Origin of the sequence: Helicovermis profundi, from assembly GCF_033097505.1 — a bacterium.
GTDB lineage: Bacteria > Bacillota > Clostridia > Peptostreptococcales > Acidaminobacteraceae > Helicovermis > Helicovermis profundi.
Map to the genome: position 1 here is coordinate 1,031,003 of NZ_AP028654.1, position 23,030 is coordinate 1,054,032.

The 23,030-nt window shown below is 27.3% G+C and carries 16 protein-coding genes; 9 read left to right on the forward strand and 7 right to left on the reverse strand.

The genetic code is table 11. The features are described from left to right. Positions 1-87 precede the first annotated feature (87 nt). From AACH12_RS04470 to AACH12_RS04500, 7 genes are all read left to right on the forward strand, one after another. A complete protein-coding gene (locus AACH12_RS04470) occupies positions 88-780 on the forward strand; it encodes a cytochrome c biogenesis CcdA family protein (RefSeq protein ID WP_338536876.1) in 693 nt (230 codons plus the stop codon). Between the two features lie 26 nt (positions 781-806). Continuing rightward, entirely contained in the window at positions 807-1,445 is a 639-nt protein-coding gene (locus AACH12_RS04475; RefSeq protein ID WP_338536877.1) for a TlpA family protein disulfide reductase, read from the forward strand. Between the two features lie 173 nt (positions 1,446-1,618). Then, positions 1,619-3,910 (forward strand): ATP-binding protein, encoded by a 2,292-nt coding sequence (locus AACH12_RS04480; protein WP_338536878.1) that lies wholly within the window; start codon positions 1,619-1,621, stop codon positions 3,908-3,910. After that, a complete protein-coding gene (locus AACH12_RS04485) occupies positions 3,897-4,949 on the forward strand; it encodes an HD-GYP domain-containing protein (protein ID WP_338536879.1) in 1,053 nt (350 codons plus the stop codon). Before AACH12_RS04480 ends, AACH12_RS04485 begins: the two co-directional genes overlap by 14 nt. A 355-nt stretch (positions 4,950-5,304) precedes the next feature. After that, a complete protein-coding gene (locus tag AACH12_RS04490; RefSeq protein WP_338536880.1) occupies positions 5,305-6,015 on the forward strand; it encodes an ABC transporter ATP-binding protein in 711 nt (236 codons plus the stop codon). Further along, positions 5,999-8,401 (forward strand): COG1361 S-layer family protein, encoded by a 2,403-nt coding sequence (locus AACH12_RS04495; RefSeq protein WP_338536881.1) that lies wholly within the window; start codon positions 5,999-6,001, stop codon positions 8,399-8,401. Before AACH12_RS04490 ends, AACH12_RS04495 begins: the two co-directional genes overlap by 17 nt. Then, positions 8,394-9,707 carry an ABC transporter permease gene (locus AACH12_RS04500; protein ID WP_338536882.1) on the forward strand — a complete coding sequence of 438 codons (1,314 nt, stop codon included), beginning with the start codon at positions 8,394-8,396 and terminating at the stop codon, positions 9,705-9,707. The genes AACH12_RS04495 and AACH12_RS04500 overlap by 8 nt, the downstream gene beginning before the upstream one ends. 296 nt (positions 9,708-10,003) lie before the next feature. Here AACH12_RS04500 and AACH12_RS04505 read toward each other — a convergent pair whose 3' ends face one another. The 4 genes from AACH12_RS04505 to AACH12_RS04520 are packed head-to-tail and all read right to left on the reverse strand — an operon-like array spanning position 10,004 to position 16,690. Continuing rightward, the gene (locus AACH12_RS04505; protein ID WP_338536883.1) at positions 10,004-10,693 is read right to left on the reverse strand and encodes a response regulator transcription factor; all 690 of its coding nucleotides are present in this window, start codon (positions 10,691-10,693) and stop codon (positions 10,004-10,006) included. Continuing rightward, complete coding sequence (locus AACH12_RS04510; RefSeq protein ID WP_338536884.1) at positions 10,690-12,231, reverse strand: HAMP domain-containing sensor histidine kinase; 1,542 nt, start codon at positions 12,229-12,231, stop codon at positions 10,690-10,692. Before AACH12_RS04510 ends, AACH12_RS04505 begins: the two co-directional genes overlap by 4 nt. Positions 12,232-12,291: 60 nt before the next feature. After that, complete coding sequence (locus tag AACH12_RS04515) at positions 12,292-13,422, reverse strand: efflux RND transporter periplasmic adaptor subunit (RefSeq protein ID WP_338536885.1); 1,131 nt, start codon at positions 13,420-13,422, stop codon at positions 12,292-12,294. Further along, on the reverse strand, positions 13,412-16,690 hold the full coding sequence (locus AACH12_RS04520; RefSeq protein WP_338536886.1) for an efflux RND transporter permease subunit: 3,279 nt from the start codon (positions 16,688-16,690) through the stop codon (positions 13,412-13,414). The genes AACH12_RS04515 and AACH12_RS04520 overlap by 11 nt, the downstream gene beginning before the upstream one ends. 201 nt (positions 16,691-16,891) lie before the next feature. On the opposite strand from AACH12_RS04520, the gene AACH12_RS04525 reads away from it, so the two are divergent. Next, positions 16,892-19,420 (forward strand): heavy metal translocating P-type ATPase, encoded by a 2,529-nt coding sequence (locus AACH12_RS04525; protein ID WP_338536887.1) that lies wholly within the window; start codon positions 16,892-16,894, stop codon positions 19,418-19,420. A gap of 145 nt (positions 19,421-19,565) precedes the next feature. On the opposite strand, the gene AACH12_RS04530 is transcribed toward AACH12_RS04525, so the two are convergent. The 3 genes from AACH12_RS04530 to AACH12_RS04540 all read right to left on the reverse strand — a co-directional run bounded on the left by AACH12_RS04530 (position 19,566) and on the right by AACH12_RS04540 (position 20,745). Beyond that, positions 19,566-19,955 (reverse strand): DUF302 domain-containing protein, encoded by a 390-nt coding sequence (locus tag AACH12_RS04530; RefSeq protein WP_338536888.1) that lies wholly within the window; start codon positions 19,953-19,955, stop codon positions 19,566-19,568. A gap of 144 nt (positions 19,956-20,099) precedes the next feature. Then, the gene (locus AACH12_RS04535) at positions 20,100-20,261 is read right to left on the reverse strand and encodes a hypothetical protein (RefSeq protein ID WP_338536889.1); all 162 of its coding nucleotides are present in this window, start codon (positions 20,259-20,261) and stop codon (positions 20,100-20,102) included. Between the two features lie 67 nt (positions 20,262-20,328). Further along, on the reverse strand, positions 20,329-20,745 hold the full coding sequence (locus AACH12_RS04540) for an OsmC family protein (protein ID WP_338536890.1): 417 nt from the start codon (positions 20,743-20,745) through the stop codon (positions 20,329-20,331). Between the two features lie 230 nt (positions 20,746-20,975). Here AACH12_RS04540 and AACH12_RS04545 point away from each other — a divergent pair, with 230 nt between their 5' ends. Then, positions 20,976-22,991, forward strand: coding sequence for an adenylate/guanylate cyclase domain-containing protein (locus AACH12_RS04545; protein WP_338536891.1), 2,016 nt, complete (start codon positions 20,976-20,978; stop codon positions 22,989-22,991). The last annotated feature ends 39 nt before the right edge of the window (positions 22,992-23,030 follow it).

The following is a 23,030-nucleotide window of genomic DNA, read 5'->3' on the forward strand; positions in this document are numbered from 1 at the left end:
TTAATTTTTTTATTTACTTTTATTTACTAGAAAAATAATGTATAATTACATTACTAATAATGATAATCGTTTTCTATTGGAGGACTTATGTTTGGAGAAATTTCATATGGAGTAGCATTTGTGGCAGGAATTCTATCTTTTCTATCACCTTGTATTTTACCACTAATACCGGCCTATTTAATGTATATAGCAGGAGTTTCAATTGAATCGGAAGCAAAAGCTAAAAGAAATATAATGATTACAAGAACTTTAAGTTTTGTATTAGGTTTTACTATTGTTTTTTTAGTAATGGGAGCATCAGCCAGTTTAATTGGAAAGTTGTTTGTAAGATATAGAGATGTTTTTTCTAAAGTAAGTGGTCTAGTAATTGTATTGTTTGGATTAAATTTAATAGGTATATTAAATTTAACTATTTTAACTAAAACAAAAAAAGCAAAAAGTCCTAAAAATGTAACTTCTCTACTTGGTTCACTACTTATGGGGGTTGCTTTTGCAGCAGGATGGACACCTTGTTTTGGACCAGTACTTGCTTCAATATTGTTTTATGCAGGTTCATCTAGCAACCTTATTAAAGGAGTACTATTGCTCGGTGTTTATTCACTTGGAATGGCAGTTCCTTTTGTACTTACTGCTATGTTTTTTTCAAAAGCAACAAGTTTGTTAACTAAAACTGAAAAATATGCACATATTTTCACAAAAGCGGCAGGTGTAATTCTAATTGTTTTTGGCTTGCTTGTATTTTTTGATAAAATTATTTCAATAAGTAGATTGTTTGTATAATAGATTAAAAATAAGTGGAGGAAATTATGAAAAAAAAATTTGTAGTAGCAATTATTTTAGGATTACTAATATTATCATTAGTAGCTTGTAGTACTTCAACTCAAAAAGAAGATACTGTAAAAAACGATTTGAGTAAGAATACTGAAGTAAATAAAAATAGCGATAATTCAGTAGACTCTACTAAAGAAAGTAATCAAAACAATGACACTAGTAGTGAAAAATTCTATGTAGAAAAAGGGATTACTATTGAAAAAGATAAACCACTTCCAAATTTTGTTCTTGAAGGATTGGATGGAAGCATAATTGATTTATCTAAATATAAAGGTGAATATGTAATTTTAAATTTTTGGGCTACATGGTGTAAATATTGTAAAACAGAGATGCCAGATTTGGAAGAATTTCAAAAAAATCATGAAGATTTTACTTTAATAGCCATAAATGTTGATGAGCCTAAGGATATTGTTAAAAAGTATATTGAAGATGGTGGATATACTTTTGAAGTTGCTCTAGATAAAGGTGGTAATGTTGCAAAAGAATATGGTATAAGTGCATATCCCACTTCTTATTTTTTAGATAAAGACGGAAAGCTAATTGGGGTGGTTCAAGGTATGATGACTAAAGATGGATTAAATGATGTTTATGATTATATAAATAAAAATTATTGAAATATTCTAAAAGTTCACATATAATACACACGAAGAGGATATGATATATTTGCAATTAATATTATTCCTCTAAAAAGAGAGAGAAGTGTTTGTATGACTTCTTTCTCTTTTTTAATTTTTTGATATCAAGCTAAATAAGTGTATAATAGTATTACGAAGAGACAGGGGGAATTATGAATATTACTAAATTAGCTAAAGAAAATAATTTGAATATTGATAATAGGATGTTTAGAATGGCATTTGATCAAAGTCCTTTTTCGGTTGTAATAACGGATATTGAAGGAATAATAGTTTACATAAATAAAGCATTTGTAAAAATTTCTGGATTTGATTTTTCTGAAGTTATAGGAAATACGCCACGTGCTATATATTCCGGAGTGCATGATAAAGCCTTTTATAATGAACTTTGGGATACTATTAAATCAAAAAATATATGGAAAGGTGAAATATGTAACAAAAATAAATCTGGAAAATTGTTTTGGGAAGAGGTTACAATATATCCTATTTTGGATTCTAAAAACATAATTACTGGATACTTGTCTTTTAAAGTTGATATTTCTGAAGCTAAAAGCTTAAATGATAAGCTAAAAGAATCGTTAAACAATATTGAAAAGTTAAATAATTATAATTTAGCTCTAAGTAAAAAAATGACACTTGATTCAATTAACAAAGTAGTTTTAGAAGAGCTTAAAAACATAGTCGATTGCAGTAGTTCAACTATACAGATGTTCTATAATGATCATTTTGAAGTTGTTCGTTGTTTGGGATTTAAAAATAAAGACGATGTACTGGGTCTAAAGTTTTATTTAGATGAGGGAAGTATTCAAAAAAAGGTATATGACACTAAAAAACCTGTCTTGATAAATGACATAAAAATACTAAATAAATTTGTTGATGCTAGTAAAGAGCATACAATAAAAAGTTGTTTGATTGTACCTCTTATTTATGATAATAATATTTTTGGAGAAATATCGATTGATAGAAATACGGATATAGGATTTAGTAAAAATGATATGGTTTTAGTAAATAATATTGCCTTTACAACATCAAATGCAATTTACAAATTAAAGATAATGAAGGAACTTGAAAATAAAAAAATTGAAGCTATAAGCCTTGCTAAATCCAGAGAAGAATTTTTAAGAGTTATGAGTCACGAAATAAAAACGCCACTAAATGGGATTGTAGGAATGTCGGAATTACTTCGAAATACTGATTTAACTACTAAGCAACTAAACTACTTAAACAAATTAAAAGTTTCATCAAATTTTTTAGCAAATATTATTAATGATTTACTAGATATGTCAAAATTAGAATCAAATAAAATGATTATTAATAACAGTAAATTTAATTTATATAATTTAGTTAGCGAAATAGAAAATATATATTTCACAAAAAAAATAATGGGAGAAATTGAGCCAATTATATATATAGAAGAGGGTATTCCTTTTAATTTAATTGGGGACGAATTAAAAATTAAACAAATATTACTAAATTTTATTTCTAATGCAATTAAATTTACTAAAACTGGTAAAATAGAATTGATTATAAGAAAATTAAAAGAAAGTAAAAAGAGGGTAAACTTAAGATTTTCTGTGATTGATACAGGTATAGGTATTGATCTTAATAATCAAGAATTTTTATTTAAATCATTTTCACAAGAAAATTACTCAATCCAAAGAAAATATGGTGGTACAGGTTTAGGACTGATGATTTCTAAAAAAATCTGTAATCTAATGGATTCAGATATTAAAGTTAAAAGTACGTTAGGTGTTGGAAGTGATTTTTATTTTGATATTTCTTTAATAAAAATTAATGATAAAGTAATAGAAAATATTATTGATAATAAACTTTTTAGAAAAAAAATATTAATAAACAATTTTCAAATTACACAAATGAGATTGTTACATAAATATTTGTCTAGTTTGAAAGGTTTGCACATTGAATATTTAGATGATTTTAAAGATGGTAAATATGATGAAGTAATTATTTTAACTAACTTAAGAGATTATGATGATAAAATTATGAATGAAAGTAATTCTATTTGTTTTTCAAATGATATTTTAGATTTAGAAAAATGTAATTATATAGTGAATCCAATTTACTCAAAAAAAATAATTAACAGTTTAAATAGTTTTGTAAATAGAAAAAAATCTAAAGCTAGTCCACAAGCTAGTAATAAAAAAACCAAGGTCAAAACAAGTAAATTTATAGTAAAAGATATTGATGAATTTAATGAATTAGTTGCTAAATTATATCAATATATCGACGAATCTTCTCCTAAAGAAGCAATGATTCAAATTTCAAAGATGCAAGCTAAATTTTGTGTGAATTTAACTGAAACTAATATATTAGAAGAGCAAAAAGAAATTGTAGAACTAAAAAATGCCATAGCTTCATATAATTTTGTTGGTGCAAAAAAAATATTAAATAAAATATTGGAGTTGTATTTTTATGGAAAAAACTAAATTATTAATTATTGACGACACAAAGATAAATATTGATATCTTGCTTGAACTATTGGGTGATGATTATAATATTAGCGTAGCTTTAGATGGTGATAGTGGATTAAGTATTGCTAAAAAAGTGAATCCCGAAATTTTACTACTTGACATTATGATGCCAAACAAAAATGGATTTGAAGTTCTAAAAGAATTAAAACTTGATAGTAAATTAAAAGATATAGCTGTTATTTTTATGACAGCAATTAACGATGTGGAAACTGAAATAAAAGGAATCGATTTGGGAGCTATTGATTATATTAGAAAGCCTTTCAATGGTAAACTTGTAAAAAGTAGAATTAAAAATCACTTAGAATTAAAAAAACTTAGAGATAATTTGCAAGATGAAGTTAATAGCAAAATTGATGAAATTATTGGTATTCAAAATACTTTAGTTGAGACTATGTGCGATTTAGTTGAATATAGGGATAGCGAAACAGGTTTGCACATTAAAAGAACGCAAATTTATGCGAAATTATTAGCCTTAGATTTAAAGAAAAATGGATACTATATTGAAACACTTACGGACGATTATATTAGAGAATTAAATAAATCAACTCCTTTACATGATATAGGGAAAATAGGTATTTCAGATACAATATTGCTTAAACCGGCTAGATTAACGGATGATGAGTTCAAAATAATGAAAACACATACAATAATTGGTTATGAAATTATGGAAAGTACAAAAAATAAATTTACTTGTAAAAGTTATTTGGATTTAGCAAAAGACATAGCAATAAGTCATCATGAAAAGTGGAATGGAAAAGGATATCCCTATGGTTTAAAAAAATCTAATATTCCTCTTGCAGGAAGGATTGTAGCAGTTGTAGATGTATATGATGCTTTGGTAAGCAAAAGAATATATAAAGAACCTATGACTCATGTAAAAGCAGTTTCTATAATTGAAACAGAATCAGGAGAATCATTTGATCCAATTATAGTAAAGAGTTTTCTGAACATAGCTAATGATTTTGAAAAGGTAAATATAAAATATAAAGATTAATTTATCCGATGCCTTAGAGTTCTAATACCCCCACTACTTAAAAAAGTGGGGAATAAAGGACTCTAAAAAGGCCCTGGATTATGTTTTCTAAAATTCAGTGGGAGTAAAAACTCCCTCTGAATCCAAGAAATTCATTTATATGGTTAAGTATTTTAAATTATCGTTATAATACTAAAAGCACGCTACTTATAGCGTGCTTTTATATTTTTGTATAGAATTTTTAGTATATAAAAATATATATTGCTAATTTGTTTCGAAAATGTTACTAAAAAGTCACTTAATATTAAATTTGTTTTGGTATATTAATATAGATGCAAATAATTGTTCAGTGTATTAGATGAAATGAGGTGAATTAATGGTAAAAATTAAAAATCTTAGAAAAGTATATAGCGTTGGAAAAGAGAAAGTGATTGCCCTTGATAATCTTGATTTAGATATTGAAAAAGGCGAAGTGTGTTGTTTTTTAGGAACATCAGGCTCTGGAAAATCTACATTACTTAATATGATGGCAGGACTAGAAAAACCGACAAAAGGGACAATATTTATTGATGGTGAGAAAATATCAACAATGTCAGAGAAAGAGCTTGCTAAGTTTAGACAAAAGAAGATTGGATTTATTTTTCAATCGTATAATCTTTTAGCTACTCATACTGCTCTTGAAAATGTTGCACTTCCCCTTACTTTTAGAAGAATTTCTAAAGAAAAAAGAGAAAAAGAGGCCTTAAGAATTTTAAAGGCAGTTGGGTTAAAAAAATATATTATGCATAAGCCTACTCAAATGAGTGGTGGTCAACAGCAACGTGTAGGAATTGCAAGAGCTTTTGTTGGAAATCCTTCCCTTATATTTGCAGATGAACCTACTGGAAATTTGGATTCGAAAACGTCAGAAGAAGTGATAACAATTATGCTTAATATGGTTAGAAAAAAAAAGCAAACGTTTATTATAGTTACACACGATAAAGAGGTTGCAAAATATGCAGATAAAGTTGTATACATCAAAGATGGAAATATTGAGAAAATTGAAATTAAAGAGGAGGACATTAGAGAATATGTTCATAAAGAATAGTAAATTTAAAAAAATGATATTATTTACCGTATTAATGTTGTTAATAATTGTAAGTGGAAGTGCATTTGCTGATTCGCAATACATAAGTAGTGTTAGTGCAGATGATAGTGAAATTTATATAAGTGATACATATAATTTAACAATAAATTTATCTAATCTTCCAGTAGGAAGTACTTATAAATTTTTAGAATTAAAATCAACTTCAATAATTGAACCAACAAATGGTGTATATAAAAAGTCAATTTCTTCAAATAAAGTAGTTTTTAATTTAAAACAAATTACAGATGGATCAGTTATAGAGTGTGATATTGTGTACAATGATGGTAGTTCAGATAAATCAGTAAGTGAAACTATAGTAATTCCAAATGTAAAAAAACTATCTACTTCTTCATCAACTTCGGTTACAGATACTTCAAAATATGAACCGGAAATAAAAGTAGTAGAGGAAAATGTACCAAGCTTTAATGTTAATAAGAGAAATCAAATCAAATTTACATTAGAAAATATAGGGACTTATTCAGCTAAAGATATTAACATATCTTTAATGTATGAGGGTGAAAATACTCCTCTTAAAAAAGGTAATGAAGTACTCACAAGTCAGATTGCATACTTAGGAAAGAATAAAACAAAAGAAATAGTAATAGATTTAGATTTAAGTAAAAATAGTTTAGCAATGCTTCATCAATTAAAAGTTAAATTAAGTTATAAGAATGCATTTGGAGATTCGTTTAAAAATGACGATTATTCGTATTCCTTTAAAGTTATCAACACCAATACTTTACCAATAATAGGTATTAAAAAATCAGAGATTAGATATACTGATGTTATTGCTGGAGTAAAAAATTATATAATTTTTGAAATAGAGAATACAGGTACATTAAATGCCAGTGATATTATGGTAGAGCTTTTAGGATTTGATAAAGATGGAATTAGACTTAAGGATGATGTTTCTAAAAGGTATATTTCCAGCATAAAAGGCAAATCAACTGAAAAAATATATTATGCATTTATACCAGCTAGTAATGCAAAATCTGGCAATTACGAATTAAATGCAAAATTTTCCTATATTGATGAAACTGGTAAAAAATATGAGAGCAATTCAAGCGTATATATTTATGTAAATGGTTTGGACTCAAAGAATATTGATCTTAAAATAAGTAATAAAAAGTTTCCCAAGAAAATTAATGCAGGAGATGAATTTAGCTTAAACTTTGACTTAGAAAACTTATCAGATATTGTTGCTAATCCTGTTGAAATAGAAGCTATTTATCCAGATGGTATTATTCCAACATCTAGTCCTAAAATTTACTTGAAAACATTAGAAAAGGATAAAAAAATAAATATTGATTTTAAATTTTTAGCAAAAAATACACTTGAAACAGGTAACTACGATTTTTATATTAAATTTAAATATAACACAAAGGGTGCTAGTGAATCAGATTATAGCGAATATAAGGAGTATCAGGGAATATTTGTACAGGGTGCTAGTGGAATGGGAAGACCTAAAATTATTATAAAGAATTTTGATTTTGGAAGTTCAAAGATAATGGCTGGAGATACCTTTAATTTAAAACTTGATCTTTTTAATACTAGTACAGATGAAATGATAAAAAATATTAAAATTAAAATAGAGTCACCAGATGGCATATTCACACCAGTTGATAGTTCAAGCTCAGTTTTTGTAGAAAAAATTGATAGGAACTCTACTGTAGAAAAGCTAATCAAACTAAAGGCTAAAAATGATGCTGAAGTTAAAACATATAATCTAAATATTATAATGGAATATGAAGATAGCAAAGGTAATGCTTATGATTCACAAAAAGAACCGTATAAAGAAAATGAAAAAATAACAATACCAGTATCTCAGCCTATAAAACTTGAAGTTGGAGAAATAAATTTTCCAAATGAAATTTCAATAGGACGTCCACTTGATTTAGAAATAAATTTCTTTAATATGGGTAAATCAACAATCTATAATTTAATGGCAAAAATTGTTGATAAGGATTCAAATGTACTTGCTAGCAATTATTTTGGAAATTTTGATGCAGGTAGAACAGAGTATTTTGAACCAACTTTACAAGCTCAAGTAGCAGGTGATGTAAAAGCAAAATTACTATTTACTTATGAAGATGCTTCAGGAGAAAAAGGAGAGTTTTCTAAAGATATTAATTATTATGTAGCTGAAGAAACAAATAACATTGATAATGGTATGAATTTTGATGAAAATATAGACATGGGTAATACACAAGATAAAAAATCACCTATTAGATCAATTGTAATTGCAATAGTACTAATAATAATTTTTATTATTAGTTTAGTAATAATTTTAAAAAAGAGAAAGAAAAAGAAGCAAATGCAACTAATGCTGGAGGAAGAAGATGAATAGCATTGATTTGGTATCTATGGGTATAAAGAATTTATTTCGTAGAAAAGCAAGAACTATACTTACAGTACTGGGTGTGATAGTTGGTGCTGCATCGATAATTATAATGTTATCTCTTGGAATAGGTATGAATAAAAGCTTTGAAGAACAATTAAAGTCATTTGGAAGTTTAAATACTATTGATGTTCGTTCAAATTCTGGCGGTTATTATGGAGATGAAAAAGATCCATCTGGCGGTAAAGTTGGTAAGTTAGATGATGCTGCGGTGAAAGAAATCGAAAAAATTGATGGTGTAGATGTTGTTATGCCAATGAGCGAAAGTTATATTCAGATATATAGTGGAAAGTATGTAACTGATGTTAATTTAATTGGTATTGATGCAAGTAAATTAGAGAAATTTGATTTTAATGTTGAAAAAGGGCGGCTAATTGATAAAAATGGTAAATATGAAATTTTATTTGGAAGCTCAATTTCTAAACAATTTTATAATCCAAGAAGCAGAAATAGATATTCAAATCAGATTGAAGTAGATATACTTTCTTCAAAACTCAGTGCAGTATTAGAACCTTCATATTCTAGTGATGGTAAAAAACCAAAAGGAATTCGAGTTAAAGGTGTGGGTGTTTTAAAACAAGGAAATAATGAAAAAGACTGGAGTGCGTATATTGATATTAATCAGCTTGAAAAATTAAAACAGGAAGCAAAACGAAAATCTAAAAATACATCAGATAGAAATAAAAAAAAATCTGCTGATAAATATTCACAATTTAAAGTTAGAATTTTAGACGTAAAAAAAGTTGCTGATATTCAAGAAAAAATTAAAAAAATGGGATATCAGGCATATAGCTTAGCAGATGGGCTTGAGTATATGAAAAAAGCTACTGCAGGTCTTAGAGCAACTTTAGGTGGAATTGGAGCTGTTTCACTTTTTGTTGCTGCTATAGGCATTACTAATACCATGGTTATGTCAATTTATGAAAGAACAAAAGAGATTGGTGTAATGAAAGTAATAGGTGCAGAACTAAGAGATATAAAAAGATTGTTTTTATTTGAAGCGGGGATGATTGGATTTTTTGGAGGATTATTTGGTGTATTAATTAGCTATTTAGTAAGTTTTGTTCTTAATTCAATTGGAATTAGTTTAATGGGATTTGCAGCAGAGGGTAGTCAATCAAATCTTTCAGTTATTCCTATTTGGTTATCGGTTTCTTCAGTGTTTTTTTCAACAATTGTTGGAGTTCTTGCGGGATATTATCCAGCAAATAGGGCTATGAAACTTAGCGCACTTGAAGCAATTAGAGGAGAATAGTATAACTAATAAAGCTGTGCTAATGGCTGCTAAGCACTTCGTGCTAAGCGTGCTAGGCACTACTTGCTCATTAATAGGGACAAAGTCCCTATTAAAAAAATAAAAATTGTTTTTATTAAAAAGTAAAATTAACTAATAAAGCTGTGCTAATGGCTGCTGTGCACTTCGTGCTAAGCGTGCTAGGCACTACTTGCTCATTAATAGGGACAAAGTCCCTATATAAAAAGATAAAAACAATCCAACTTTAAAGCAAGCTTTAAAATGAGATTGTTTTTATCTTTTTATGCACAGCTTTATTAGTTAATTATTTTATAACCAATTCCCCAGACGGTGATTATATATTCTGGTTTTGATGGGTTGAACTCTATTTTTTCTCTTAGTTTTCTTATGTGGACTGTAATTGTTGGAATATCTCTTTCTGAATTAAATCCCCATACTTTTTCAAAAATCTCTTCTTTTGTAAAGACTTTATTTGGCGCAGAAGTTAGAAGTAATAGTAAATCGTATTCTTTTACAGTTAAATCAATTTCTTTGCTGTTTACAAATACTTGTCTATTTTCTGTATTAATTGTAATGCCTTTAACTTCAACAATTTTATTTTTATTTATTGTTGATGATTTTAGCATTTCATATCTTGATATATGCGCTTTTACTCTAGCAACTAATTCATTTGGGCTAAATGGCTTGGTCATATAATCATCAACTCCTAGTCCGAGGCCTCGAATTTTATCAATTTCTTCAGTTTTTGCACTTACCATAATAATTGGTATATCAATAGTTTTTCTAAGTTCTTTCGTTATTTTAAAACCGTCAATTCCAGGTAACATTATATCCATAATTATTAAGTCAAAAATATTACTTTGTGCTGATTTTAATCCAGATAATCCATTATTTTTTACTTCAACTTCAAATCCAGAAATTTCTAAATAATCTCTTTCAACCTCACCTATAGATAGATCGTCTTCTATTATTAGTATTTTTTTCATATGTTCACCTTCTTGAGCTCTAGTTTTATTTCTAGACCGACTTTGTTTTTAGTATTTACGTATATTTTCCCATTATGATTATCAACTATAGTTTTAGCAATTGCAAGACCAAGTCCGCTTCCAGGTGTGTTTTGATTTCTTGATTCATCGATTCTGTAGTATTTATCAAAGATTAAATCAGCTTTATTTAATTCTATTCCCACTCCATTGTCTTTGATAGTAATATAAAATTCATTTTCATTTTTATCTTCTAATTTTATTTCAATACTTAGATATTTGGTATTAGCATATTTAATAGAGTTTGTGACGATATTAAATATTACTCTTTTGATTTTATCAATATCTATTTTAGTAAATGTATTTTTATCTTCTAATAAATTTTTAAAATTAACATTTACATTTTGCTTTTCAAATTCGTATTTTAATTCATCTATAATATCATTTAAAAATAAACTAATATCTACATTTTGATAAATGTAATTATTGTTATTGCTATCAAGTTCATTAAATACTTTTAACTCATCAAACATATTGTTTAGGTCCTGAATTTTAATAAGTATATTTTTAATGTATTTATCCATTTTTTCAGGAGAATTTGCAATTCCGTCTCTCAGTGCTTCTATATGAATTTTAATTGAAGTAAGCGGAGTTTTTAGATCATGAGAAAGTGAATTTATAAAATCATTTCTCGTAGTCTCAACTTTAATTCTATAATCGTTAGCTTCATCAAGAGAACGTATCATATCGTTAAGAGAAGATGAAAGTTCATTAAGTATAAAATCATTTTCAAATTGAATCAAATGCTTATAATTTCCATTTTTAACTTCATTAGTTGCTATTATCATATTTTCAACAGGCTGAGTGAATTTTTTGGACATTTTATAGGCAAAAATTGAGTGCATTGAAAGCATAACAAATACTAAAAATAATAAGTTTTTACCGACTACATTTGCAATTTTCGCTCTAATATTTGTATATTTTTTAAAAATAAATATGCTTCCTTTACTATCATCATTAAAATAGAAATCGATTTGACGTGCTACAACATAGCCTGTTTTATTAAATATTTCTTCATTATTAGTTTCTTTTCCAGATTTAAATTTAGGCAAAGTATTTTTTTCAAGTGTTTTGAAGTTATCAATATCGTCGTCAGTAAATTTTCCATTTAAAACTTTAAAGTATTCGAGATTGTTATTTTTTTTGATTATTAAAAAAGTGTCTAAAAAATCAAAGTTATTAAAATTGGATTTATTGAAATTTTCAATTAAATTTGTCATGTCATCAAGAGAAGGTTTTTCTATTATAGTGTTGTTAATTTCTTTTATAAAGTACTCAAAACCATTTAGAGTTCGTATTTGAAAAACCTTATCATTAAAAAAATTTGGATTCGTTATTTCTTTTATTGAATCTTTTCCATGAATAGCAATATTATATGAAAGTACAACTATTATGGGGAAAATCAAAGTTAAAAGCCAGGTTATAAAAAATTTGAATCTAAGTCTTTTTATTTCATTGTTTTTAGGTTTTTTCTTTATCATATTTCACCAACCATTTTAGACTTTAAATAAGGTAAAAGGGGAGAAAGCTCCCCCGTAGTTTTATTGTATCATGACTTTTGAATTATCTTTAAGAAATTCTTTTCCTTTTAGAGCTACTTTATCATTTGTTTTTATATTTCCACTTACTTCTACAAAATTATTATTTATAATTCCTGTTTTAATAGTAGTTTTAATGGCAGTATCATTAATAATTTTATAAACATATGAATCATTATTTTCTTTAACAATTGAGTTTAAAGGAACTGTAAGAACATTTTCCTTAGTAGTAAGCTTAACCTTAAGTTCTCCGTACATTCCAGAATATATAAATTCATCAGGCTTTATTATTGTTACTTCAATTGGGTAAGAACCTTTAACCGCACTATATGATATAGATGATACAAAGCCTTTGTAATTTCTATCAATAGTATTAATATAAATATCTACTTCTTGATCTACTTTAATTGAATTAATATATTTTGATGATATTTTTGATTTAATTAGTAAAGATTTATTTGTAATAATAGTAAATCCATTACTTTGAGATGCAAACATGCCTTCTTCAATATTTTTTGTTGTTATTATGCCATCAACTGGACTTTTTACTTTATATAAATCATTTTGATTACTATATGATACCTTTAAACTGTTATATGAACTAAGTGCGTTTTTATAATTAGCATTTGAATTATCATAGTTTAATGATGCTCTGTCTAATTGATCCTTTGAAGAAGCTCCTAATTCAAAAAGTTTTTTAGTATCGTCAAAACTCTTTTTTGCTTGAGATAGAGATGTTTTTGCAATATCTAGTTGGTTTTTTAATTTTGATAAATTTGAGTTTTTGTCTGATGAATAAACATCAGATTTCATAGTAAATAGTAGATCATCTTTTTTTACAGTATCTCCAACTTTGAAATAAATTTTATCGACTTCACCGTTCAATTTTGAATTTACATTATATTTTGTAGTAGGAGATACTTCGCCAATTGTAAAAATAGTATCATCTATTTTTTCTTTTTTTACCCTAGCTATTGTTATAGGAGTAGCTTTTATAGAGTCCTCGGCAAAACTCTGTGATGGGTTAATTTTGGATGATCTTTTGTTTTGTAAATTTCCTCCAATTCTTAGTCCAAATAGTACTGCTACAGCTAATATTATTATAAGAGTTATCATTCTTTTTTTATTCTTCATTTATAGCACCTCTCTTTTTTGAAAATAAATTTGCAATATACTTACTAATATTATCTATCGCATTATATACGATTGGAATTATTAGAAGTGTTAATAAAGTTGAAGCAACAAGACCAAATATAAGCGCAAAGCCTAATTGACTAAAAGTTTCATTGTAAATTGCGAGGGATAAAACACCACCAATAGTTGTTAAAGAAGTTGCAATTACTGGTTGGAATCTTGTTTTAACAGCTTCTGAAATCGCTTCGTATTTTTCTGTTCCATTTTTTCTTAAATAATTAATATAATCTATTAAAACAATTGCATCATTTACTGCAATTCCAACTAGTGCGACAACTCCAAACATAGCATAGAAACCTAAATTATTTCCAGTTAAGATAAGACCCCATACAACTCCAATAAATGCAAATGGTACACTTAATAAAATGACAATTGGCTGAATAAGAGAGTTAAATTGAATTACTAAAATAATATAAACCAATAAGAGGGCGATCATAAAATTAATCATCATATTAGTTGTTTGCTCAGCAAAATCTTTACTTTGTCCACTAAGTACTTTATCTATTGTGTCTGGAAGCTCTATGGATGAAGTTTTTTTACTAAATTCTTTACTTATTTCGTTTGCATTATATCCAAAGGCAACATTAGCTTCAATATACACAACTTTTTTTCCATCTATTCTTTCTATTTGACCAATACCATCTTGATATTTTATTTTTGCAACTTCATTAAAGTTAACAAGTTCACCATTATTAGATTTAAAAAATATTTTATCAAAATCTTTTACGCTTTGAATCTTATTGTTATTATAGTAAATTGTAATATCATATTCGTCACCATTTTCTTTATAAATACCAGCTTTAACACCTGATATTTCGTATCTTATTTCGTTGGCGATAGATAATACATTAAGACCATAAGTAGTTGCTTTATTATTATCGATATCTATATATAGTTTTCTTAATCCATTTTCACTACTTATACTTGAATCAACAGTTCCTTTAATGTTTTTTAAAACGTCATAATATTGTTTTGCATAAAGGTTAAGTTCATCTAAATTATCTCCTTCGATTCCAATACTTACCTCTTTACCAGAAGAAATTTTATGCATGCTTGTTACAGATTCAATTTCAAACTTAGCACCAGGAATTTTATCAATTTCATTTCTTAGTGAATTAATTAAATCATCTTGTTTTAGTTTCCTTTTATCAGAATCTATAAGTTCTATAGTTATTTTAGCTTTATTGTCACCATCACTTCCTATAGTAGTATTGAAAGACTCAATATCGCTAAATTTATATATACTATTTTCTGCTTTATATACAATATCCCTTGTATCATCAATTAGAGTACCGATTGGTGCAGTTATTAATACGTTTATAGAAGCAGGAGGCTCATATGGAATAAGTTCAAGCTTTAATAAACCAAGAGGAATTGTCATAATTGAAGCTAAAAAAACAACTATTGTAAGTAGTAAAATAGTAATCTTTTGAAATCTATTTTTTAATAGTTTTTTTATAAATGCTTTGTATTTTAAAACAAAACTTTTTCCGTTTTCCCTGTTGGATTTATTAGACAAATATGTTTTTAGCAAATAAATAAGAGTAAATGTAATTGCTATACTTACTGTTGTTAAACTTATATTCATTTTATTTGCAAAAGCATAAAGTGCTAGAAGAAAAATAAAAATGCTAGATAGAAAATGTTTTTTTGTGAATTTTGTTTCACGCGTCTTAACTTTAAATTTTGGTAAAAATTTTGCGCATAGTGATGGAGTAACAACCATAGACATAAGAAGAGATGCAGTTATGATTATTATTACAGTCTTCGGCATTACGGATAAAAATTTCCCCATAATTCCTGTTGTAAATACTACTGGTAAAAAAGCTACTATAGTAGTTAAAGTCGCTGAAACAACTGCTGGTCCAACTTGATTTGTTCCAGCTTTTGAAGCAGTAATTTTATCTACGCCTTTTTCACGAAGCCTATCAACGTTTTCCATTATAACTATGGCATTATCAACTAATAAACCAAGTGCAATTATAAAACCTGTTAATGAAATACTATTAAGTGAAAGACCTATTTTATCCATAACAGCAATTGAAAGTAATAATGATAATGGAATTACTGTAGAAACGATCAGAGCTTCATTTAATCCTATAAATATAAAAAGTATGATTATTACAGTAATAAGCCCGCTTAATGCGTTGTTCGTTACAGTGGAAAGATCATCTTGAACTTGTTTACTGTTGTCAGAAGTAGTTATTAGATTTACATCATTTGGTACAAGAGTCCCTTTTGATTCAACTAATAAATTTGATATTTCGTCGCAAGGTTCAACAATATCATAACCATTAGTTCTATATACAGTTAAATATACAGCTGGTGTTGAAGTTTTACTATCACCATTTGCTAAATAATAACTAGAATAGTTATCTGGAGACTTATGACTATCACTTACAGATGCAACATCTTTTAAAAATACGCTGTTTCCAGTATTAGAAGTGATAAGTATATTTTTTATGTCCTCTATATTTTTAAAACTTTCATCAACCGAAATGTTAACAAGTTCACCGTCTATTCCTTTTTTCCCAGAAGGTAAATTGATATTAGATCCAGCAAGTGCATTTTTTATAGAGGATATATCCATTCCATATTCACTTAGTTTATTAAAATCAACATGGATTTGAATCTCTCTTTCATATCCACCAGTTAATTCAACCTTCCTTATACCATTTATTCTTTCAATTTTAGCTTTAATATCTTCACCGTAAGATTTTAAAGCAACAAGGTCATAATCACCAGCAACAGTGATAGCATAAATAGGAATTTCGCCAGTTTCAATAACACCAACATAAGGATCCGTTGTGTTATCGGGAAGTGAAACGTTATTTAGTTTATTATTAACATCTGTTTGAGCTTTGTCCATATCATAATCGTCGCTAAATTTTATTATAATACTTGAAATTCCGTTGTTAGAAGTAGATGATACTGAATCAACGCCATCTAATCCTTGAACTGCATTTTCAATTGGAATGCTAACAAGGGATTCAATATCTGATGACGAAGCACCCGGATATGCTGTTTGAACATACAAACGATTTAGAGATATATCGGGAACGGATTCCTTAGGTATATTACTATACGATATTAACCCCATAATGATTATTGAAAATATAATTAAAAAAACAACTTTATATCTATCAATAAATGATGAAGAAATTTTCCCAAAAAAATTTTTTGCTTGTTTTAGTTCAGGTAAATTCATATTTTTTATTCCTCCTCTTTCTTTACATATTTCTTAATGTAAGTATATTGTAAAACATAATTTAAAAGTTTCTTCAAAATAAATATTAAGAAAGTCTAAAGTTTGTATAAAAAAATAATTTTGATAATGATTATTAAAATTACATTAGGGTATATAATAAGTATTATTTATTAGTAAATGATAATTATTATAGGAGGTTTTATGTATCAATGTGTAATGAAATGTGAAGGAGAAAAAAAATATAATAATCCAGGAAAATGTCCAATATGTGGTATGAAGTTAGTAAAACTTGATGAAAACAATAAAATGAGTCATGAAGGACATAAGCATAAAATGAATCATGAAGGACATGAGCATAAGATGAATCATGAAGGACATGAGCATAAGATGAATCATGAAGGACATGAGCATAAGATGAATCATGAAGGACATGATCATAAAATGAATCATGAAGGACATGAGCATCAAATGAGTTACGATAAACATAATCAAAATGGTGTATGCATTTGTGGTGAAAAGGATTGTGATGGAAGCTGTATAAACAATTGTCAGTGTAGCTATTTTGATGCTGAAATTAATAAATCAGTTTTTATTCCTGAAAAAATAAACTCTAATGGGAAAAATTATATATGTCCTATGCAATGTGAAGGGGAGAAAACTTACCCGAATCCTGGAGATTGCCCTATTTGCGGCATGCATATGACCGAAGTTATTTCATTTGGTGCACAAGAAGAAGGCGATGACGCAGGTGTAATTGCTTATAAACTTATGAAAAGGAAATTTATTACATCTGCAATATTATCACTGCCAATATTATTCTTTGCAATGGGTGAATTAATACCTGGTCTTGATGTTATTATAGAAAATATGTTTTCGCGTGAAGTGAATTTAATTGTTCAATTTATATTATCGATTCCAGTAGTTTTATATAGTTCTAGATTTATTTTTTCAAAGTGCATCAAAAGCATAATTAATAAATCTTTAAATATGTTTACATTAATAGGAATAGGAACAGGTGTGGCATGGATATTTAGTATTTTTGCGACAATGATGCCAGGTATATTTCCAAAAGAAATACTAGCTTCAAATGGATATCCGCCAGTATATTTTGAAACCACAGTGATTGTACTGACACTAGTTATTTTAGGTCAAATGTTAGAACTTTTAGCACATACAAAAACAAACTCCGCAATAAAGGAATTACTAAATTTAGTTCCTGCGACAGCTATAGTTATAAGAAATGGTGAAGAAATTGAGGTAAACTTAAGTGAAGTTGTAGTTGATGATAATATAAGAGTGAAACCAGGAAATAAGATACCAGTAGATGGTAAAGTTATAGAAGGAGCAGGTGTCGTTGATGAATCTATGATATCTGGTGAACCAATTCCTGTTGAAAAAAGCATTGGGGAAAAAGTTATAGGTGGAACTATAAATACGAATGGTAGTTTTATAATGCAGGCACTTAGTGTTGGAGGTGATACGGTTCTTGCTAGAATAATTACTATGGTAAATGAAGCATCGAGATCAAAAGCACCAATTCAAAAGATAGCAGATAAAGTTTCGGGATATTTTGTGCCAGTTGTTTTATTAATTTCATTTAGTACATTATTAGTTTGGGGACTTATTATTGGCAAATGGGATGTTGGAGTAGTAAATGCAATTTCAGTATTAATAATTGCTTGTCCATGTGCACTAGGTTTAGCTACACCAGTATCAATAATGGTTGGTACAGGCAAAGGAGCAAAGCATGGTATACTTATAAAAAATGCAAAAGCTATTGAACAAATGAGAAAAGTGAATACTATACTCGTAGATAAAACTGGTACACTTACCTTAGGAAAACCAATGTTTAAAAGGGTTGAAACTTTTTCTTCATATACAGATTCTGAAATTCTTAGTATTGCAGCAGCTGTAGATTCAAATAGCGAACATCCGTTAGCTCAAGCAATAGTTAATGAAGCAAAAAATAGAAAAGTTAAAATAGTTAAAACTTTAGATTTTGAATCAATTACAGGTAAAGGTGCTGTTGCAAAATTTGATAATGTTTTATATGGAGTAGGAAATAAAAAATTACTTGAATATTTAAATATTAATAGTAATTTTGATAAGCAGAAAATTGAAAAAATGCAATTAGAAGGTCAGACTGTTATGTATGTTGTTGATGAAAAAGAAGTGCTTGGCATAGTTAGTGTTAGTGATCCTATAAAAGAATCTACACCAAATGCAGTTAAAATATTGCATGATTTAAATGTTAAAATTATAATGCTAACAGGTGATAATAAAAATACTGCAACTTCTGTAGCCAAAGAACTCAAAATTGATGATTTTAAAGCTGAATGTTTACCAGAAGACAAATTTGAAAAAGTTAAAGAACTTCAAGGACTGGGTGAATTTGTAGCAATGGCTGGTGATGGAATTAATGATTCTCCAGCAATTGCTCAAGCAAATGTTGGAATTGCAATGGGAACAGGTACAGACGTTGCAATGGAAAGTTCAGATATTACTCTAGTTAAGGGTGATCTTATTGGAATAGCAAAATCTAAAATGCTTAGTAATTTAGTAATGAAAAATATAAAAGAAAATTTATTTTTTGCATTTGTTTATAATGCAATAGGAATTCCAATTGCAGCTTTTGGTTTTTTAAATCCAATATTTGCTGGATTAGCAATGACTTTTAGTTCGGTTTCAGTTCTTTCTAATGCTCTTAGAATACGAAGAATTAAACTTTAAACCAATGAATTATTAAATTATAAAAAAATTAATATTTAAAATGCTTAAAAAGGTGCTACATTTTCTAATATGTAGCACCTTTTTAAGTGTGAGTTATATTAATTTTTAGAAGTGGATTTCGTAAAATATATTAATATTATCTTACTTAAATTGATAAATTGATAGCATTAATCAACTCGTCCTCTACTTCTTTAGCTTTTTCAAAAACTACATCAGAATTAGAAATTTCTTTAATAAAAGTCGTTGGCTTTGAAATACCAATAATTACCTCAGATTCAGTTTCATATAAAACTATCTTACAAGGCAAAAAGTAGCCGATTTTCTGATCGTTTTCTAATATTTTTTGTGCTTTTGGAGGATTACATACTTCTAAAACGTAGTAGTTGTAATCATAATTAAGTCCTTTTTCTTTTAATTTTTCCTTAAAATTTAATTCGAATAGTACACCAAATCCAATTTTAGTTAATTCTTCTTTTATGTCTTTAAGTGTTTCATTGATATCTTTTGTAGATTTTTTTTCATAAAGTAAATTCATAATTGTACCTCCTAAAAATAGTTATTGTATTAATTTATATTTAAACTATACCTCTAAATTGTGTAAAAAATATGACAATTTTAAAATTTAATAGGTCTTTTTTATGTAGCTTATGATACTTAACTGTAGCATAAGCTACATATGCTAATGGCAACAATTATTATTATCTTTATTTACATTTTTCTTTTTTACTATATTTTGTTTATGATTTGAGCTACTACTACCGCAGCATCCTCTTCCTTTTTTATTTTTTTTCATAAGAATCATATAAAGTATTAATAATGCGACTACTATTAATGTACTCATATTTATCACCTCCTAACAGTAAATAAAGCAATTACTGTGCCAAGTGATATTAGTAGAATTTAATTATTTATTCAATTATTTTTATTTCATAATCAAGTTCAAGTGCTTTTTCAAGTAGGGCACTAACACCACAATATCTTTCTTGTGAAAGGGAAACTGCTTTTTCGAGTTTTTTAATTGGTAGATCTTTTCCTTTAAATTGATAAATAAGATGAATTTTCGTGTATGTTTTAGGATGTTCTTCAGTCATTTCAGATTCAGTAAGTATTCTAAAATCCTCAACTTCTACTTGCATTTTTTTTAATATTGATGCAACGTCCATTCCAGTACATCCAGTTAAAGCTGCAATAAGTAAAGGTTTTGGTCTTGGACCATTATCTTCACCTCCAACTGATTCATTTGCATCCATTAAAAATTTGTGGCCGCTAATTTCAGTTTCAAAAGCCATCTTTCCTTTCCATAAAGTTGTATAAGTCTCTTTCATATTATCCTCCGTATTTTATTTAAATATCAATTATATTCTACAATAAAACTAGTAATATGTTAATTAAGTTATAATATTCACAAGTTTTATTTAAAAATACGTTTTATTGAAGATAAATTTTCTATAATATATGTATAAATGATATAATTATAGAAAATAAATATTTTGCTTAACTAATATTGGGTAAACACATGATAAGTGATTATTATTATAAAAAAGGTGGATATAAAATGAAAAAATATTTCGTTAGTTTTTTATTAGTTTTAATTTTAGTTTTTCCTTCATTTACAGTGGATAAAGATATTGATACTCTTAAAAATAATCTAAAAAATTCGTCTGGGGTAGAAAAAATAAAAATACTAAATGAATTATCTGAAAAATTAATTGAAGAAGATGCCAATCAATCAATTATTTATGCCAAAGAAGCAATGCAGTTATCTATTGATAATAGCGATATTTTTTCGGAAATAGATTCATTAAATAATATTGGTTATGCTCTTATTAAACTTGAAAAATTTGAAAATGCTATAAAAAGTTTTCAAAACGCATATGGTCTTTCAAATGAAAATAATTACATAAAAGGTCAAGCATATTCTAAAAATGGCTATGGATATGTATGGGCAGCAGCAGGTGATTATACAAAAGCACTTGAAAATTATGAACTTTCATTAGAATTATTTAAAAATTCAAAAGATATCCAAGGTGAAGCTTATGTAAATAATAATATAGGTTCGGTATATGAATCTATTGGTTCTGCTGATAAGGCGCTTGAGTTTTTTATAAATGCATTGAAATTAAATGAACAAATTGATAATAAAGAGGAAATGGCTACAAATTACAATAATATAGGCTTTATTAATTCTGAAATGAACAATTTTGATGAAGCTTTTAAGTACTATTCGAACGCTTTAGAAATATATGAGAAAAATGATAATAAAAGAGGAATGTGCGATACATACATGAATATGGGTTCTTTCTTTAGAAATTTTGATTATAATGATGAAGCATATGGATTTTATAAAAAAGCACTTAAAATTGCAATAGAAATAAATTCAGAGGAGAAAATATCGCAAGGGTTTATTAATCTTGCTTCTATAAATGAAATAAATGGTGACTTTGAAACAGCACTTAAACTTTATAATAGTTCTCTTGAAATAAGTAAAAAATTTGATTCAAAAGAAGATATTATTAACGCCTATAACAATATTGGTACTGTTTATAATAAATTAAAAGATTATAATAAAGCAATAGATAACCATACAAATGCATATGATTTAGCTAAGAATATTGTATATAAAGCTGGAATAGAATCGTCACTTAAAAATTTAGCAAATGACTATCAAAAGGCAGATGATTATCAATCTGCAAATTACTATTACGTTTTATATTCAGAATTTAAAGATGCGCTAACTGAACAAGAAAATGCAAAGAACTTTGCAAATTCACAAACATTATATGAAACAGAGAAAAAAGATAAACAAATATCATTACAGAAGGAAGATTTAATTTTAAAAGAAAAAAAGGCAAGAATTCAGTTTATTATAATTGTGATTGCAGGAGTATTTTTATTAATAGTAGCAGTATTTTTAGTGATAATTGCAAAGGAAAAGAAAAAATCAGAAAAACTTTTATTAAACGTTTTACCTAAAAAAGTTGCAGATGATTTAAAGAAATTTGGAAAAACAAAACCTAAAAAGTTTGACAATGTTACAGTATATTTTTCTGATGTAGTTGGTTTTACAAGTATGTCGTCAAAGTTTGATCCAGTATTTTTAATAGATGAATTAAATGATATATTTACAACTTTTGATAATATAATGGAAAAGCATGATTGTGAAAGAATAAAAACAATAGGAGACGCTTATTTTGCAGTATGCGGACTACCAGAAGCGAATGAAAAACATGCTCAAAATATTACAAATGCAGCACTTGAAATAATGAAGGCCCTAAAGAAAAGAAATGAAACTTCAGAAATTGAGTGGAGGATAAGAATAGGAATACACACAGGATCACTAGTAGGTGGAGTAGTAGGAATAAAGAAATATATTTATGACCTATTTGGAGACACAGTAAACACAGCATCAAGAATGGAAAGTAATAGTGAACCAATGCGAATAAATATGTCAGATTACACATACGAACTAGTAAAAGACGAATATGAATTCATAGAAAGAGACCCATTAGAAGTAAAAGGCAAAGGAATGTTTAAGATGTATTTTCTTGAAGGCAAAAAGCAGTGCGATTAAATATAAAAGAAAGAAAAAAATTAGAGTTTACTCTAAAAT

Excerpts from the sequence above, each read along its gene's own strand:
- AACH12_RS04470 (WP_338536876.1), top strand. The coding sequence starts at position 88 with ATGTTTGGAGAAATTTCATATGGAGTAGCATTTGTGGCAGGAATTCTA.
- AACH12_RS04475 (WP_338536877.1), top strand. The coding sequence starts at position 807 with ATGAAAAAAAAATTTGTAGTAGCAATTATTTTAGGATTACTAATATTA.
- AACH12_RS04480 (WP_338536878.1), top strand. The coding sequence starts at position 1,619 with ATGAATATTACTAAATTAGCTAAAGAAAATAATTTGAATATTGATAAT.
- AACH12_RS04485 (WP_338536879.1), top strand. The coding sequence starts at position 3,897 with ATGGAAAAAACTAAATTATTAATTATTGACGACACAAAGATAAATATT.
- AACH12_RS04490 (WP_338536880.1), top strand. The coding sequence starts at position 5,305 with ATGGTAAAAATTAAAAATCTTAGAAAAGTATATAGCGTTGGAAAAGAG.
- AACH12_RS04495 (WP_338536881.1), top strand. The coding sequence starts at position 5,999 with ATGTTCATAAAGAATAGTAAATTTAAAAAAATGATATTATTTACCGTA.
- AACH12_RS04500 (WP_338536882.1), top strand. The coding sequence starts at position 8,394 with ATGAATAGCATTGATTTGGTATCTATGGGTATAAAGAATTTATTTCGT.
- AACH12_RS04505 (WP_338536883.1), bottom strand. The coding sequence starts at position 10,693 with ATGAAAAAAATACTAATAATAGAAGACGATCTATCTATAGGTGAGGTT.
- AACH12_RS04510 (WP_338536884.1), bottom strand. The coding sequence starts at position 12,231 with ATGATAAAGAAAAAACCTAAAAACAATGAAATAAAAAGACTTAGATTC.
- AACH12_RS04515 (WP_338536885.1), bottom strand. The coding sequence starts at position 13,422 with ATGAAGAATAAAAAAAGAATGATAACTCTTATAATAATATTAGCTGTA.
- AACH12_RS04520 (WP_338536886.1), bottom strand. The coding sequence starts at position 16,690 with ATGAATTTACCTGAACTAAAACAAGCAAAAAATTTTTTTGGGAAAATT.
- AACH12_RS04525 (WP_338536887.1), top strand. The coding sequence starts at position 16,892 with ATGTATCAATGTGTAATGAAATGTGAAGGAGAAAAAAAATATAATAAT.
- AACH12_RS04530 (WP_338536888.1), bottom strand. The coding sequence starts at position 19,955 with ATGAATTTACTTTATGAAAAAAAATCTACAAAAGATATCAATGAAACA.
- AACH12_RS04535 (WP_338536889.1), bottom strand. The coding sequence starts at position 20,261 with ATGAGTACATTAATAGTAGTCGCATTATTAATACTTTATATGATTCTT.
- AACH12_RS04540 (WP_338536890.1), bottom strand. The coding sequence starts at position 20,745 with ATGAAAGAGACTTATACAACTTTATGGAAAGGAAAGATGGCTTTTGAA.
- AACH12_RS04545 (WP_338536891.1), top strand. The coding sequence starts at position 20,976 with ATGAAAAAATATTTCGTTAGTTTTTTATTAGTTTTAATTTTAGTTTTT.